At 72.6% G+C, this 14,651-nt stretch carries 14 protein-coding genes; 6 read left to right on the plus strand and 8 right to left on the minus strand.

The window, feature by feature from the left end:
• The first annotated feature begins 352 nt into the window (after positions 1-352).
• A complete protein-coding gene (locus ABD948_RS02235; protein WP_345262418.1) occupies positions 353-2,011 on the plus strand; it encodes a hypothetical protein in 1,659 nt (552 codons plus the stop codon).
• A gap of 10 nt (positions 2,012-2,021) precedes the next feature.
• On the opposite strand, the gene ABD948_RS02240 is transcribed toward ABD948_RS02235, so the two are convergent.
• Together ABD948_RS02240 and ABD948_RS02245 are read right to left on the minus strand one after the other, a co-directional pair.
• Positions 2,022-2,525 (minus strand): YflT domain-containing protein, encoded by a 504-nt coding sequence (locus tag ABD948_RS02240; RefSeq protein WP_345262419.1) that lies wholly within the window; start codon positions 2,523-2,525, stop codon positions 2,022-2,024.
• Between the two features lie 81 nt (positions 2,526-2,606).
• Positions 2,607-3,284, minus strand: a complete 678-nt coding sequence (locus tag ABD948_RS02245; protein WP_345262420.1) for a Crp/Fnr family transcriptional regulator — start codon at positions 3,282-3,284, stop codon at positions 2,607-2,609.
• Between the two features lie 190 nt (positions 3,285-3,474).
• Between ABD948_RS02245 and nth the strand changes: the two genes are divergently transcribed.
• Genes nth through ABD948_RS02265 form a run of 4 tightly spaced genes read left to right on the plus strand, consistent with a single transcriptional unit; the run spans position 3,475 to position 6,711 of the window.
• A complete protein-coding gene (nth, locus tag ABD948_RS02250; RefSeq protein WP_345264443.1) occupies positions 3,475-4,131 on the plus strand; it encodes an endonuclease III in 657 nt (218 codons plus the stop codon).
• Complete coding sequence (locus tag ABD948_RS02255) at positions 4,128-4,751, plus strand: TlpA family protein disulfide reductase (protein ID WP_345262421.1); 624 nt, start codon at positions 4,128-4,130, stop codon at positions 4,749-4,751. The genes nth and ABD948_RS02255 overlap by 4 nt, the downstream gene beginning before the upstream one ends.
• Positions 4,748-5,539, plus strand: a complete 792-nt coding sequence (locus ABD948_RS02260; RefSeq protein ID WP_345262422.1) for an NUDIX hydrolase — start codon at positions 4,748-4,750, stop codon at positions 5,537-5,539. Before ABD948_RS02255 ends, ABD948_RS02260 begins: the two co-directional genes overlap by 4 nt.
• The gene (locus tag ABD948_RS02265; RefSeq protein WP_345262423.1) at positions 5,536-6,711 is read left to right on the plus strand and encodes a MarP family serine protease; all 1,176 of its coding nucleotides are present in this window, start codon (positions 5,536-5,538) and stop codon (positions 6,709-6,711) included. Before ABD948_RS02260 ends, ABD948_RS02265 begins: the two co-directional genes overlap by 4 nt.
• A gap of 18 nt (positions 6,712-6,729) precedes the next feature.
• Here the strand turns inward: ABD948_RS02265 and ABD948_RS02270 are convergent, their stop codons facing one another.
• From ABD948_RS02270 to ABD948_RS02295, 6 genes are all read right to left on the minus strand, one after another.
• Entirely contained in the window at positions 6,730-7,140 is a 411-nt protein-coding gene (locus tag ABD948_RS02270) for a phage holin family protein (RefSeq protein WP_345262424.1), read from the minus strand.
• 91 nt (positions 7,141-7,231) lie between these two features.
• Positions 7,232-8,614, minus strand: coding sequence for a Na+/H+ antiporter NhaA (nhaA, locus tag ABD948_RS02275; protein WP_345262425.1), 1,383 nt, complete (start codon positions 8,612-8,614; stop codon positions 7,232-7,234).
• A gap of 62 nt (positions 8,615-8,676) precedes the next feature.
• Positions 8,677-9,381 (minus strand): aspartate/glutamate racemase family protein, encoded by a 705-nt coding sequence (locus ABD948_RS02280; RefSeq protein ID WP_345262426.1) that lies wholly within the window; start codon positions 9,379-9,381, stop codon positions 8,677-8,679.
• Positions 9,362-11,341, minus strand: coding sequence for an acetate--CoA ligase (acs, locus tag ABD948_RS02285; protein ID WP_345262427.1), 1,980 nt, complete (start codon positions 11,339-11,341; stop codon positions 9,362-9,364). Before acs ends, ABD948_RS02280 begins: the two co-directional genes overlap by 20 nt.
• Positions 11,342-11,563: 222 nt before the next feature.
• The gene (locus tag ABD948_RS02290; RefSeq protein WP_345262428.1) at positions 11,564-13,171 is read right to left on the minus strand and encodes a solute symporter family protein; all 1,608 of its coding nucleotides are present in this window, start codon (positions 13,169-13,171) and stop codon (positions 11,564-11,566) included.
• Positions 13,168-13,518 (minus strand): DUF485 domain-containing protein, encoded by a 351-nt coding sequence (locus tag ABD948_RS02295; RefSeq protein ID WP_345262429.1) that lies wholly within the window; start codon positions 13,516-13,518, stop codon positions 13,168-13,170. Before ABD948_RS02295 ends, ABD948_RS02290 begins: the two co-directional genes overlap by 4 nt.
• 211 nt (positions 13,519-13,729) lie before the next feature.
• On the opposite strand from ABD948_RS02295, the gene ABD948_RS02300 reads away from it, so the two are divergent.
• Positions 13,730-14,569, plus strand: coding sequence for a uroporphyrinogen-III synthase (locus ABD948_RS02300; protein ID WP_345262430.1), 840 nt, complete (start codon positions 13,730-13,732; stop codon positions 14,567-14,569).
• Positions 14,570-14,651 lie beyond the last annotated feature (82 nt).

Below are 14,651 nucleotides of genomic sequence, written 5' to 3' on the forward strand. Positions count from 1 at the left end.
CTCGAGCGCATCGGCACCGACGAGGTGGTCTTCCTCGACGCCGAGGGGCTTCCTGCCTGCTTGCCCTCACCCGAGAACACCGGTCGGTGCGAGCTGGACGGACGTGCCCCGTTCCGGATGGACGTGCCGGCGCAGCCATACCGGGGCGCACCGGTGCAGCTGCGGTTCGCCGTGTTCCGGCTGACCGGAGACACCGGTTGCCCGCGCCTGCCAGTGAGCGCGTACGGCCGGGCGCGGGAGGCCTCGTTCACGGGGCTCGACGGTGGCTGGCTGTGCCTGGACCTGCCGGCGTCCCCGACCCGGGTGCCACTCCTCAGCCAGGCTGCTGCGCCCTTCGTGCCCCCCCCTCGGTATGGAGCTGCTCGACGACGAGGGGCTCGCGGCGTGCCCGCAGCGCCTCTGCGCGCTCCCGGACGGAGGCAGCCTGCTCGCCGGGACCACGGCTGCTCGCTACACGGTGAGCCTGGTGGACCTGGCGTCCGACGAGGGCTGCTCCGCGACAAGCCCCGACATGCGGTGGACCGGCCGCCCGCTGCGCGCCTCGCTCGGCTCGGCCACCGAGTTCGACTGCGTGCTCACTGACCTGGAGGCGGGCGACTCGCCGCTCGCGGAGACCATGACGTCCGACGGGACGCTCAGAGGGGTCGGCCTGCAGATCGTCGACGCTGACGGCAACCAGACCTGCGTCCCCGTTGGGCCGTGCCAGGGGAGCGGTCCGTACCGGCTTCTCGTCGGCGGGGTCCGCCCCGCGACGGGTCCCTTCCGCGAGGTGGACTACCGGGCCGTGGTGCGTCTGCTGTCCGAGGAGGCCGGGTGCGCGCGGATCTCACCGCGCCCGTTCGGGACGGCAGCGGACGACAGGGCCCCCGGCAGTGGCTGCCGGGTGTTCACCGCCCTCACCGACCACCGCTACGAGGTCGACGTCGTCGAGGTGGCCACGGGGCAGAAGACCTCCGGCTCGCTCCTGGGTGCCGATGGGCAGGACGGCTGCGTCGGCTCGTTGGCGGTGGGGTGCACCCCCCGCCGGACCGGCGACCTCTTCGTCGTCCACTCGTTGTTCGGCGGGGACGTCGTGACGGGGGTCCACGATCTGTCCGACGAGCTCGGCTGCCGTCCCCAGGACCTCGGCACTCCCGCGGTCCTGGAGGCCCGTCTGGGTCCGGGCCAGCGCGACTGCGTGATCGTCGACGGCACGACTGGCCAGGGGCTGATCTCCCCCCTGGGGGAGGACCACGGCGATATCACGCTCGTGGCGTCCGACGGCATCGAGATCAGCTGCCTCACGTGCGTCGGACCGGAGCGCTTGCCGGTCAAAGCCGTGCTGGGGCGTGGGGACGCGCAGCAGGCGACCGTCCTGGTTCCGGGTGACTGGCGACGACGAGCCTGCGCCGCGCTGGGTGAGGCGCCGTCGGCTCGGGCGGTGCAGCTGACGCGAACCCGGCGCCTGGGCTGCCTGCGGTTGCCGTTCGCGACCGATGAACCCGACGCCCTCCACGTAAGGCGCGTCGCCGGAACAGGGTCGCCTGCCACGACGCTGGTTGCGGCGGACCGGGGCGTCGCGTGCCTGGGCTCGGGTCCGCAGTTCAGCTACCAGGCGCTCGGCTCCTGGACCTGTGACGCCAATGATCCCGGCGGGGCCTTCGACGTGCTGCTGCTCGGAGACGGCGGCGACCAGCGCGTCGTCGTCTCCCGGACCCCTGCCTTCGAGCCCGAGCGCCCGATCGCGGGGCTCACGCAGCCGCGCGCGCAGCGAGCCCCCTGGCTACCGAGCCGAGCCGTGGTAGGCCGGGCGTTGCGCGCGGGAACCGGCCGCTGGACACCGGCACCTCGCACGTACGCGTACCAGTGGCTCGTCGCGGGGCGTCCTGTCGAGGGAGCGACGCGCAGGACCTTCGTCCCACGTCCGCAGCACGTCGGACGCCGAGTACAAGTCCGCGTCACGGCACGGGCCCCCGGGCTCTTCGATGGAGCGGCGCTCTCGCGGTCCGTCGTCGTGAGACGCGGTCGGTGAGAGGATCGGGTCAGGCGAAGGGGTTCGGGGTGGCACCGGGGAGGCGAGCCAGCAGCTCGCGGGCCTGGGCCGCGACCTTGTGCTCCACGAGCACCTCGTACCGGGTGGCCACGACCTGGGTGACGGAGGAGAAGTCGCGGCGGCCCCGCGTCATCGCGTAGCCGACCATCGCCCAGATCAGGCCGAACAGCGCACCGAAGACGACGGTCGAGATGATCGTCTGGAACGTCTCGCCCTCGGTGAACAGGCTGAAGACCAGGCCCACGAAGAGGCCCAGCCACACGCCTGACGCGAGCCCGCCCGCGGCCACCTTGCCGGTGGTGAGGCGACCGGTGATGCGCTCGATCCGCTTGAGGTCGGTGCCGACGATCAGGCACTGCTCCACGGGGAACTTCTCGTCGGCCAGGAAGTCGACGGCCTTCTGGGCCGCCGCGTAGTCGTCGTAGACCGCCAGCGACTGCGGGAACTCGAGCTTCAGGGGAGAGGTGGGGTCGACGCGCGACGTGCTGCTCATGCCTCCAGTGTGCCTGGCGGTAGGCAGGGCACCACGATCTCCGCTAAGGGACGGCGAAGAAGTCGCTGAGAGCGGCCCTGCTCAGCGGGCGCGGCGCGCGAGCCGCTCGACGTCCATGATGACGACCGAGCGGGGCTCCAGGCGCAGCCAGCCGCGCGAGGCGAAGTCGGCCAGCGCCTTGTTGACCGTCTCGCGGGAGGCGCCGACCAGCTGCGCGAGCTCCTCCTGGGTGAGGTCGTGGTGCACGTGGACGCCGTCGTCTGCGGTGCGGCCGAAGCGGTCGGCGAGGTCGAGCAGCGCCTTGGCCACGCGGCCGGGCACGTCGGAGAACACCAGGTCGGCGACGACGTCGTTGGCCTTGCGCAGCCGGCCGGCCAGCTGGGTCAGCAGGCCGCGGGCCACGGTGGGCCGGCCCTCGAGCCAGCGCAGCAGGTCCTCGTGGGAGAGCGAGGCGAAGCTGGAGTCGGTGACGGCGGTGACCGTGGCCGAGCGCGGGCCGGGGTCGAAGAGCGAGAGCTCGCCGAACATCTGGCCGGGGCCCAGGATGGCGAGCAGGTTCTCGCGGCCGTCGGAGGAGGTGCGGCCGAGCTTCACCTTGCCGTCGAGCACGATGTAGAGCTTGTCGCCGGCGTCGCCCTCGTGGAACAGCACGTCGCCGCGGCGCAGGCGGCTCTCGGACATGGAGGCGCGCAGCGCGGTGGCGGCCTCGTCGTCGAGCGCGCTGAACAGCGGGGCCTGACGCAGCACGTCGTTGTCCACTGGGACCTCCTCGGTAAGTGGTGGTGCGATCCTAGCCAGTGGCTCACCTCACAGAGAAACCAAACCCCCACGTCGCGCGGCGTGTCACGCACCGGCAGGGGTGTCGGTGCCGCGCCGTAGGCTCTGGGGCGTGCCACCCGCGACGCCTGCTGCCGAGACGCCCACGGGCCTGGTGCGGCGCGCCCGCAAGATGCACCGGGTGCTGGCCGAGACCTACCCCGAGGCGCACTGCGAGCTCGACTTCGCCAACGCCTTCGAGCTGCTGGTGGTCACCGTGCTCTCCGCCCAGACCACCGACCGGCGGGTCAACGCGGTGCGTCCCACGCTCTTCGCCGCCTACCCGACGCCCGAGGCCATGGCGCAGGCCGACCGCGAGGTGCTCGAGGGGATCCTCGGTCCGCTCGGCTTCTTCCGCGCCAAGACCGAGTCGCTGCTCAAGCTCTCCGCCGCCCTGGTCGAGCGGTACGACGGCGAGGTGCCGCCGCGTCTGGCCGACCTGGTGACCCTTCCCGGCGTCGGCCGCAAGACCGCCAACGTGGTGCTGGGCAACGCCTTCGACGTCCCCGGCATCACCGTCGACACGCACTTCGGCCGGCTGGCGCGCCGGTTCGGCTGGACCGAGGAGACCGACCCGGTCAAGGTCGAGCACGCCGTGGGTGCGCTGTTCGCGAAGAAGGACTGGACGATGCTCAGCCACCGGCTGATCTGGCACGGCCGCCGCCGCTGCCACGCCCGCAACCCCGCGTGCGGCGCCTGCCCGGTGGCCCGCTGGTGCCCTGCGTTCGGCGAGGGTCCCACCGAGCCCGAGGTCGCCGAGAAGCTGGTCAAGACCGAGGCGCGTCGGTGAGGCGAGCGGGTCGGGGGCTGCTCGCTGCCCTGGGGGCGAGCCTGGTGCTCTCGTCGTGCTCGAGTGGCATCGAGGAGCCCGACTTCAACTTCCCCGACCAGCAGGCCGACGTCGAGGTCGACAGCCCGCGGCTGCGCGAGCTCAAGGCAGAGCTCGGCGTCGAGGACTGCCAGCCGGGCGCGGAGCCGGGCGTCAACGACCTGCCCGCCGTCACCGTGCCGTGCTTCGGCGGCGGCCCGGACGTCGACCTCAGCAGCCTGCCCGGCCCCTTCGTGCTGAACCTGTGGGCAGGCTGGTGCGGCCCCTGCCGCGACGAGATGCCGGTGCTCGAGGAGTTCCACCAGGCCTACGGCGAGCAGGTGCCGGTCATCGGGATGAACGTGCGCGACCCGAACAGCATCTCCGCCTTCGAGGTCGTCCGTGAGACCGGCGTGACCTACCCGCTCGTCACCGACCCCGACGACCGCACCCGCGCGCAGGGTCCGTTCCCCGCCACGCCTCCGGTGCCCTCGCTCTACTTCGTCGCGGAGGACGGCACGGTCTCGGTCGAGCTCGGTGGCGTCGACACCGTCGAGGAGCTGGTCGGCCTGGTCGACGAGCAGCTGGGGGTGCAGCTGTGAGCAACCCCGCCGACCAGCCGCCGGCGCCCCAGGTGCCCGACTGGCTGCGGCCGGTCACCGAGGCGATCGCCTCCATCACCGTGCACGACCTGACCCGGTTCCAGCCGCCACCCGACGCCGACCCGCGCCGCGGCGCGGTGCTCATGCTCTTCGGGGAGGGCGAGGCCGGGCCCGACCTGCTGCTCACCGAGCGCGCGCACCACATGCGCTCGCACCCCGGCCAGGTCTCCTTCCCCGGCGGCCGGATCGACCCCGGTGAGACCCCCGAGCAGACGGCGCTGCGCGAGGCGCAGGAGGAGACCGGCCTCGACCCCGACGGCGTCGAGCTGGTGGGCCGGCTGCCCGAGCTGTGGCTGCCGCCCAGCAACTTCGCCGTCACCCCGCTGGTGGGCTGGTGGCGCGACCCCAGCCGGGTGCACGCGGCCTCGCCCGACGAGGTGCACGCCGTCTACCGGGTCCCGCTCGCGGAGCTGGCCGACCCCACGCACCGGATCGCCGTCCAGCACCCCAGCGGCTGGCTGGGTCCGGGCTTCCTGATCGGCGAGCAGCACGACGTCATCCTCTGGGGCTTCACCGCCGGCATCGTCTCGCGGCTCTTCGACTACGTGGGATGGACGACGCCGCTCGACGACCCGCCCGTGCACGACCTGCCCGACTACATGCTCGCCGCCGACCCGCGCCAGCCCGTGCAGGTGCGCCCCAACACCGAGTTCCGTGCCCGCGCCCCCTGGGAGCAGGAGGCCGAGCAGCAGGCCGAGCGCGACTGGCTCGGGAGGGCCGACGTGTGAACCTGCTCGACTGGCTGCTGGTGGTGCTGGTGCTCGCCTACGCCCTCTCCGGCTACTGGCAGGGCTTCATCACCGGCGCCTTCGCCACCGTCGGGCTGCTGGCCGGCGGCCTTCTCGGCGTCTGGGTGGCGCCGATCCTGCTGGGCGACGCCGCCCCCTCGCTCCTGGTCTCGCTGGGTGCGCTGTTCATCGTCATCCTCACCGCCTCGCTGGGTCAGGCGGTGCTGCAGCTGGCCGGCAGCCGGATCCGCTCCCGGATCCGCTGGCAGCCGGTGCGTGCGCTCGACGCCGTCGGCGGAGCAGCGCTCTCGGCGGCCGCCGTGCTGGTGGTGGCGTGGGCGCTGGGCGTCGCCGTCTCCGGCTCGCGGCTGGGGTCGGTCACACCCCTGGTGCGCGGCTCTGCGGTGCTGGCCCAGGTCAACTCGGTGCTGCCCGCCTCCGCGCCGGGCGTGCTGCAGGCGTTCAACGACGTGGTCGGCACCACCTTCTTCCCCCGCTACCTCGAGCCCTTCGCCCCTGAGCGCATCGTCCGGGTCGCCCCGGGCGACCAGCGCCTGCTGACCGATCCCGACGTCGAGCGCGTGCAGCCGGCGGTGCTCAAGATCCGCGGCGTCAACGCCTGCGGCCGCGGCATCGAGGGCACGGGCTTCGTCTACGCGCGCGACCGGCTGATGACCAACGCCCACGTGGTGGCCTCCGTCGACGACCCCCAGGTCGAGATCGACGGCACGACCGAGCAAGCGCAGGTGGTGCACTACGACCCCGACCTCGACGTGGCGGTGCTGGCGCTCGACACCGGCCGGATCGCACCACTGCCCTTCGACGAGGAGGCCGAGCGCGACACCAGCGTGGCGATCGTCGGCTACCCCCAGGACGGCCCCTACGACGTCCAGGTGGGCCGGGTGCGCGACCGCCAGACGCTGCGCTCGCCCGACATCTACGGCGAGGGCACGGTGCTGCGCGAGGTGTTCTCGCTGCGCGGCCTGGTGCGCCCGGGCAACTCGGGCGGTCCGATCGTCGACTCGCAGGGCGAGGTGGCGGGCGTCGTGTTCGCCGCGTCGGTCACCGACGCCGACACCGGCTACGCGCTGACCGCCACCCAGGTGGCCGGCTCGGCCGAGGCGGGTCGCTCGTCGGGCTCGGCCGTCGGCACCGGCGACTGCGCAGGCTGAGCCGGTCTGCTCAGGCGGTCAGGCCTGGCCCTTGAGCGCGCGCGGGATCTCCTTGCCCTGCTCGATGGCGCGCTCGGGCGCCTTGACCTGCTTGATCTTCTTGACGCCGAGGAAGGCGAGCAGGCCCGCGACGAGCAGGTAGAAGGCGAAGACGATCAGGAAGGCCCAGTGCAGGTCCAGGCCGTCGCCGTTCCAGTTGATCAGGTAGGCGATGGCCACCGAGAGCATGATGATCGCGAGCACGGCCACGAAGCCGGCGGCGGCGAACAGGCCGATGCTCAGGCCGCCCGCCCGCACGCTCACCTTGAGCTCGGACTTGGCGAGCTGGATCTCCTTGGAGATCAGCGAGGAGATGTCCTTGCTGGCGTCGTGGACCAACCGGCCGATCGTGGGCTCCTCGCCCTCGGGTCGGGTCATCTGCGTTGCCATGGAGCTCCTCGAGTTTCCTCGGACGGGGTGTACCTGCGGGCCCGACCCTACCGACAGCCGGCCGTGCGCCGGTGATCGCGCCGGACGAGCGCTAGCCGCCGGTACCCAGATCGCCGCGAGCGGCTCCCCGCTCGTGGCGCTGGTAGACGTCGGGCACGCCGTCCTGGTCGTCGTCGCGCTGCTCCTCGTCGTAGAGCCGGCGGTAGACCCGGTTGCGCAGGCGCAGCACCGCGGTGGCCAGCGCGACGGCCAGGAGGGAGCCGACCAGGACCCCCACCTTGACGTGGTCATCGCGCTCGCTGCCCTGGCCGAAGGCGAGCTCGCCGATGAGCAGCGAGACGGTGAAGCCGATCCCGGCCAGCAGCGAGAGGCCGACCACGTCGGTCCAGGAGAGCTCGTCGTCGAGGTCCGCGCGGGTGAACCTGGCCAGCAGGTAGGTGGAGCCGGTGATGCCGACCGCCTTGCCCACCACGAGCCCGCACACGATGCCGAGAGCCACGGGGTCGCGCAGCGAGTCCACGAGGCCGGAGAAGCCGCCGACGGTGACGCCGGCGGCGAAGAACGCGAAGACCGGCACGGCGACCCCGGCTGAGATCGGCCGCACGAGGTGCTCGAGGTGCTCGGCGAGCCCCGGCCCGTCGCCGCCGTCACGGCGCAGCACCGGGACGGTGAATCCGAGCAGGACGCCGGCCACCGTCGCGTGCACGCCGGACTCGTGGACCAGCACCCAGGCCACCACGGCGATGGGGATCAGCAGCCAGCCGCGGTGGATGCGCCGCTGCACCAGCACGGCGAACAGACCGATGGGCAGGGCTGCGAGCAGCAGGTAGGTGGGGCGCAGCTCGGCGGTGTAGAAGATCGCGATGACGGTGATGGCGAGCAGGTCGTCGACCACCGCCAGGGTGAGCAGGAAGGTGCGCAGGCCCGAGGGCAGGTGGGTGCTGATGACCGCGAGGATCGCCACCGCGAAGGCGATGTCGGTGGCGGTGGGGATCGCCCAGCCGCGCAGGCCGCCGTCGGGGCCGAGATTCCACGCCACGAAGATCAGGGCCGGCACCACCATGCCGCCCACGGCCGCCACGATCGGCAGGGCCGCCCGCCGCGGGTCGCGGAGGTCGCCCGCGACGAACTCGCGCTTGAGCTCGAGTCCGACCACGAAGAAGAAGATCGCCAGCAGCCCGTCGGCCGCCCAGGTGCCGAGCGAAAGGTCCAGGTGCAGCGCGGAGGGGCCGACGACGGTGTCGCGCAGCGCCTCGTAGGTGCCGGCCCAGGCGGTGTTGGCCCACACGATCGCGACCAGGGCGCCGACGATGAGCAGGATGCCACCGGTGGTCTCGGCGCGCAGCACCTCGGCGATGCGCGAGGTCTCGCGCCAGGAACCGCGGGAGAACAGCCGGTAGCCGGACGCGTCGGAGGTATCGCTCGAGCGGGTCGCCGGCTCCGGCTGCTGGGGGGCGTCGTGCGGCTCGCTCATGGTGCTCCTCGGGGTCGCGGGCAGAGTTGCCGACCAGACTTCCCGGCGCACCAGTACCGACCCTATCGGGCGGGACCCACTCCCAGTACCCGGGCGAGCTGGCGGACAGCACGGACCGGACTGGACAGCACCGGGCACCCGAGGTCGGTGAGCAGGTCCGCGGCCCCGGCGGCGCTGGCCTGGGCCAGGACGACGACCGCCGGGTCGTGCCGCTCGACCGCCCCTCGGGTGGCCGCAGCCACCGTCGCCAGGTAGCCGCTGCGATCGCCGCTCTCGAACAGCGGCCAGGCGTCGTCCACCAGCTCGTGGACGACCACGAGGGGCGCGGACGAGACCGAGCGCAGGAGGCGCTCGGTGGGGCCCAGCGTGGCCGCCAGCGCCGCGACCACCAGGACCGGTCGGCCCTGGGTCGCGGCGCGTCGCGCGGCCTCCTGCGCCATCGGCCGGTCGACCCGGAGCACCGGCACGCCGGCCTCCTCGGCCAGGGCCTCGGCGAGTCCGCCGAGGGTCGAGCAGGTGACCAGCACGTGGTCGGCGCCGGCTGCGTCCAGGTCGCGCAGCCGACGGAGCAGGCCGTCCCGCACGGCGTCGAGGCCGTCCCGGCGGGCCCGGGCGAGGAGCCCGGGCTCCACGACGTGGAGGTCGGGGAGCCCGGGTGCCACCTCCCGCACCAGCGCGGCGAAGGTGGCGCAGTGCTCCTCGGCGGTGTGCAGCAGGCCGAGCACCGGCCCGCTGCCGCCGGTCAGGTCACTCGTCGCCGCCGCCACCGCTCTGCTTGCTGGAGATCAGGTCCATGACCGAGGAGTCGGCCAGCGTGGTCACGTCGCCCACCTCGCGGTTCTCGGCGACGTCGCGCAGCAGCCGGCGCATGATCTTGCCCGAGCGGGTCTTGGGCAGCTCGGGCACGACCATGATCTGGCGCGGGGTCGCGATGGGGCCGATCTCCTTGCGCACGTGGGTGCGCAGCTCGGCCACGATGTCCTCGCCGCCGTCGCCGGCCTCGTCGCGCAGGATCACGAACGCGCACACCGCCTGACCGGTGTCCTCGTCCTTGGCGCCCACCACGGCCGCCTCGGCCACCTTGGGGTGGGAGACCAGGGCCGACTCGATCTCGGTGGTGGAGAGCCGGTGGCCCGAGACGTTCATGACGTCGTCGACGCGGCCGAGCACCCACAGGTCCCCGTCGTCGTCCTTCTTGGCGCCGTCGCCGGCGAAGTAGAAGCCCTGCTTGGCGTAGCGCGACCAGTAGGTCTCCTTGAACCGGTTGTCGTCACCCCAGATGGTGCGCAGCATCGAGGGCCACGGCTCGGTGAGCACCAGGTAGCCGCCGGAGCCGTTGGGCACGGCCTCGCCCTCCTCGGTGACGACCTCGGCCTCCACACCCGGGATCGGGATCATCGCCGAGCCCGGCTTGCCGTGCGTGACGCCGGGCAGCGGGCTGATCATGATCGAGCCGGTCTCGGTCTGCCACCAGGTGTCGACCACCGGTGCCTTGTCCTTGCCGATGACGTGGCGGTACCAGACGTAGGCCTCGGGGTTGATCGGCTCGCCGACCGACCCGAGCACCCGCAGGCTCGACATGTCGAACTGGTCGGGGATCTCCTGGCCCTGCTTCATGAACGAGCGGATCGCGGTGGGGGCGGTGTAGAAGATCGAGACCTTCAGGTCCTGGATGATCTTCCACCAGCGGCCGCGCTCGGGGCTGTCGGGCGTGCCCTCGTAGAGCACCTGGGTGACGCCGTTGGCCAGCGGCCCGTAGACGATGTAGCTGTGCCCGGTGATCCAGCCGATGTCGGCGGTGCACCAGTACACGTCGGTCTCGGGCTTGAGGTCGAAGACCGCCCAGTGCGTGTACGCCGAGCCGGTCAGGTAGCCGCCGGTGGTGTGCAGGATCCCCTTGGGCTTGCCGGTGGTGCCGGAGGTGTACATGACGAAGAGCGGGTGCTCGGAGTCGAACGCCTCGGGGGTGTGCTCGGTCGAGGCCTGCCCCACCGACTCGTGCCACCACACGTCGACGTCGGCGTCCCACTCGACGTCCTGGCCGGTGCGCTGCACGACGAGCACCTTGGCCACGTCGTGGCCCTGCGAGGAGGCCTTGGCACGGGCCTCGTCGACGGCGGGCTTGAGCGCGGAGGGCGCGCCGCGGCGGTAGCCGCCGTCGGCGGTGATGACCGCCTTGGCCTCGCAGTCCACCAGCCGGGAGGCCAGCGCGTCGGAGGAGAACCCGCCGAAGACGACCGTGTGCGGGGCGCCGATGCGCGCGCAGGCCAGCATCGCGACGACGGCCTCGGGGATCATCGGCATGTAGATGGCGACCCGGTCGCCCGTCTGGACGCCGAGCTCTGTCAGCGTGTTGGCGGCCTGGCTGACCTCGTCCTGCAGCTGCTGGTAGGTGAGGTCGCGGGCGTCGTCGACCGGCTCGCCGACCCAGTGGATGGCGACCTGGTCGCCGCGGCCGGCCTCGACGTGCCGGTCGACGCAGTTGTAGGCGGCGTTGAGGCGCCCGCCCACGAACCACTTGGCGAACGGCGGGTCGTCCCAGTCGAGCACCCGGTCCCAGGGCTGCTCCCACGAGAGCCGCTCGGCCTGCTCGGCCCAGAACGCCTCGCGGTCGCCGCGCGCCCGCTCGTAGGCCTCCTCCTTGAGGTTGGCGTCCGCCGCCAGGTCGGCCGGCGGCTCGAAGCGCCGGTCCTCCTTGAGCAGGTTCGACAGGGTCTGGTCGCTCACGGTGTCTCCTCGTGGTCGGGTCGTCGTCGGGCGCGTCGGCCCAGGTCTGCTGTCCGCAGTCAAACGGATCGGGGTTGTCGTGCGGTTGCTGCTCGGTTGCTGCCCGCTGCGTGCCCACCGGGTACCCCCGGCGGACGAGCAGCAGCGGGCCGGCCTCCCCCCAGGCGACCGGCCCGCTGCTCGTCTTCTCTCGTGCGCCAGCTGTCCAGCGGCGCTGCCGGCTCAGTGCTGGCTGGCCTGCTCGGCACCCGCGCCGGTGAGCGCGCGCACCTCCAGCTCGGTGAAGCGGTCCTCGGCGGCCGGCTCGCGGGCGCTGATCGTGCCGAGGAAGCCGAGCAGGAAGCCCAGCGGGATCGACACGATGCCCGGGTTGTTGAGCGGGAAGATCGCGAAGTCCGAGCCGGGGAACAGCGAGGTCTCCGCGCCCGAGGTGACCGGGGAGAGGAGCACCAGGCCCACGGCGGAGACCAGGCCGCCGTAGATGCTCCACGTGGCACCCCGGGTGTTGAAGCGCCGCCAGAACATGTTGTAGAGGATCGCGGGCAGGTTGGCCGAGGCGGCGACGGCGAAGGCCAGCGCCACCAGGAACGCGATGTTGAGCCGCTGGGCCGGGATGGCCAGCACGATCGCGACCGCGCCGATCACGAAGGCCGCGATGCGGGCGACCCGCACCTCGTCCTTCTCGCTGACGGGCTGGTCCTTCTTGATGACGCCCTTGTAGAGGTCGTGCGCCACCGAGCTGGAGGAGGCCAGCGTGAGGCCGGCGACCACGGCGAGGATCGTCGCGAAGGCCACCGCGGCGATCAGCGCCAGCAGCACCGCACCACCCGTGGATCCCTCGCCGCCGCCCACGACCTCGGCCAGGAGAGGCGAGGCCAGGTTCTGCTGACCGCCCGCGGCCGGGTCGACGGCGTCACGGTCCAGCAGTGCCGCGGCACCGAAGCCGAGCACGAGGGTCATCAGGTAGAACGCGCCGATCAGGCCGATCGCCCAGAGCACCGACTTGCGGGCGTCGCGCGCCGTGGGGACGGTGTAGAAGCGGATCAGGATGTGCGGCAGGCCGGCGGTGCCGAGCACCAGGGCCAGTCCGAGGGAGAGGAAGTCGACCTGCGCGGTGAGCGTGGAGCCGTACTGCAGGCCGGGCTGCAGGAACGACTCGCCCTTGCCGGAGTTCTCGGCCGCTGCACCCAGCAGGGAGGACAGGTTGAAGTTGAACTCGGCCAGCACCAGCACCACGATCAGCGCGGAGCCGATCATCAGCAGGACCGCCTTGACGATCTGCACGTAGGTGGTGCCCTTCATGCCGCCGACGACGACGTAGAAGATCATCAGCAGGCCGACGCCCACGATGGTGATGTTCTGGACCGCCTGGCTGTCGACGCCGAGCAGCAGCGCCACGAGCGTGCCCGCACCCACCATCTGGGCCAGCAGGTAGAAGATCGAGACCACGACGGTCGAGACCGAGGCCGCGGTGCGCACCTGGCGCTGACGCATCCGGAAGGCCAGCTGGTCGGCCATCGTGTAGCGGCCGGCGTTGCGCAGCATCTCGGCCACCAGCAGGAGCGCGACGAGCCACGCCACCAGGAAGCCGATGGAGTAGAGGAAGCCGTCGTAGCCGTACACGGCGATGGCGCCGGAGATGCCCAGGAACGAGGCGGCCGACATGTAGTCGCCGCCGATCGCCAGGCCGTTCTGGAAGCCCGAGAACGAGCGGCCGCCGGAGTAGAAGTCGGCGGCGGTCTTGGTCTGCCGGCTCGCCCACAGGGTGATGCCCACCGTGAGCGCCACGACGAGCAGGAACAGCGTGGTGGTGAGGAACTGGGTGCTCATCCGCGGGCACGCCCCTTCTCGTAGTCCTTCTCGAGCTGGGTGGCCAGCGGGTCGAGCTTGCTGCCCGAGTAGCGGGCGTAGACGAAGGCCAGGCCGAAGGTCGTCACGAACTGGAGCAGGCCGAAGACCAGCGCCACGTTGATGTTGCCCACCACGGTGGTGGCCATGAAGCCGCCCGCCCAGTTGGAGAGCACCACGTAGAGCAGGTACCAGGCCAGGAAGGCCAGGGACGCGGGGAGCACGAAGCTCCGGTAGCGGCGGCGGAGCTCGGTGAACTCCGGGGTCGCGTGCAGCGTGTCGTACACGGGGTCGTGTCGCGCTGCCTGGTCGGGCTGGGCCTCGGTCACCGGGACCACCTTCCTCGGGTGTGTGGGTCGGGGCGTGCGTGCGGGCTCCTGTGAGCGCCGTCACCCGACGCTAGGGAGTGACCGCCGTCACGCGACAGGTGCGACCGTGCCCGGGTCGCTGGGCGGGGAGGGGCCTGCGACGAGCGGTCGGTCGGGCGCGACGAGCGGTCGGGGACCCCTGGTGCGTGGTGGGGTGCGCCAGGATGGGGGTGTGCCTGCGACGACGCCCGACGACGCCCCGCTGGCCGGACGCCGGGTGGGGGTGACGGCCGCCCGCAAGGTCGAGGAGCAGCGCGCACTGCTCGAGCGCCGCGGGGCCGAGGTGGTGTGGGCGCCCGTCCTGGGCCCCGCGCCCTACGAGGTCGACGACGACGCGCTGCAGGCGCGCACCCGCGAGGTGCTCGCCGGGCCCGTCGACGTCGTGGTAGCGACCACCGGCATCGGCGTCCGCACGTGGCTCACCCGGGCCGAGGCGTGGGGGCTGCAGGAGCAGGTGGTGGCGGCGCTGCGCCGCGCCGAGGTGCTGGCCCGCGGCCCCAAGACCGTCGGGGCGCTGCGCAGGTTCGGCGTCGAGGAGGCGTTCGTGGCCCCGCGGGAGGACGTCGCCGGCCTGCGCGAGCGGCTGCTGGCGACCGACCTGCGCGGGCGGCGCGTGGTGGTGCAGGAGCACGCCGTGACGCTGGAGGGGCTGGCCGCCGAGCTGCGCGCGGCGGGCGCCGTCGTCGAGCTGGTGACGGTCTACCGGATCGGCACGCCCGAGGACCCGGGCTCGGTGGCCGCGCTGCTGGACGAGGTGGCCGCGCACCGGCTCGACGCCGTCACGTTCACCTCGGCGCTCTCGGTGGAGGCGTTCGTGGAGGCCGCCGACGAGCACGGGGTGCGGACCCAGGTGCTGACCGCGCTGCGCGACGGCGTGCTGCCGGTGTGCGTGGGGCACGTGACGTCGGCGGCGCTGGCGGCCCACGGGGTCGAGGGTCGGCACCCCGAGCGGGCCCGGCTCACCGCGATGGTGCGGCTGCTCGAGGACGAGCTGCTCGCCCGCCGCCCCTGAGCGCCTGAGCACCGGTGCGTCGGCCGTCGCCGGCCGTGAGGTCGTGAGGCCCGTGAGGTTGTGAGCAGACGGTGACGCCGGT

It is taken from the genome of Nocardioides nanhaiensis, assembly GCF_039542785.1.
Lineage (GTDB): Bacteria > Actinomycetota > Actinomycetes > Propionibacteriales > Nocardioidaceae > Nocardioides > Nocardioides nanhaiensis.

What these genes read in the sequence shown, in the direction of transcription:
- ABD948_RS02235 (WP_345262418.1), top strand. Translation starts at nt 353, where the DNA reads ATGGAGCTGCTCGACGACGAGGGGCTCGCGGCGTGCCCGCAGCGCCTC.
- ABD948_RS02240 (WP_345262419.1), bottom strand. Translation starts at nt 2,525, where the DNA reads ATGAGCAGCACGTCGCGCGTCGACCCCACCTCTCCCCTGAAGCTCGAG.
- ABD948_RS02270 (WP_345262424.1), bottom strand. Translation starts at nt 7,140, where the DNA reads ATGGCAACGCAGATGACCCGACCCGAGGGCGAGGAGCCCACGATCGGC.
- nth (WP_345264443.1), top strand. Translation starts at nt 3,475, where the DNA reads ATGCACCGGGTGCTGGCCGAGACCTACCCCGAGGCGCACTGCGAGCTC.
- nhaA (WP_345262425.1), bottom strand. Translation starts at nt 8,614, where the DNA reads ATGAGCGAGCCGCACGACGCCCCCCAGCAGCCGGAGCCGGCGACCCGC.
- ABD948_RS02290 (WP_345262428.1), bottom strand. Translation starts at nt 13,171, where the DNA reads ATGAGCACCCAGTTCCTCACCACCACGCTGTTCCTGCTCGTCGTGGCG.